Origin of the sequence: Burkholderia sp. BCC0405 (assembly GCF_902833075.1) — a bacterium.
In the GTDB taxonomy this organism is placed as follows: Bacteria; Pseudomonadota; Gammaproteobacteria; order Burkholderiales; family Burkholderiaceae; genus Burkholderia.
This window is the reverse complement of record NZ_CADFEO010000081.1, coordinates 1-325: the sequence shown is the minus strand read 5'-3', so window position 1 is coordinate 325 and position 325 is coordinate 1. Positions and strand designations below refer to the sequence as shown.

Annotated in this window: 1 pseudogene; it reads right to left on the bottom strand. The window is 64.3% G+C overall.

From position 1 onward, the window contains the following. Window positions 1-5 precede the first annotated feature (5 nt). Window positions 6-325, bottom strand: a pseudogene (locus tag HWX36_RS36785) (catalase-peroxidase); the annotation flags it as partial.

Below are 325 nucleotides of genomic sequence, written 5' to 3'. Positions count from 1 at the left end.
GACGCTTACGCGAGATCGAAGCGATCGAGGTTCATCACCTTGTTCCAGGCCGCGACGAAATCGCGCGCGAACTTCTCCTTCGCATCCGCGCTGCCGTACACCTCGGCCAGCGCACGCAGTTGCGCATGCGAGCCGAAGATCAGGTCGACGCGCGTGCCCGTCCACTTGACCTGGCCCGTCGCACGATCGCGCCCTTCGAACACGTCGTTCGCGGCCGACACCGGCTGCCATTCCGTACCCATGTCGAGCAGGTTCACGAAGAAGTCGTTCGTCAGCGTTTCCGGACGGTCGGTGAACACGCCGTGCTTCGCACCGCCGACGTTCG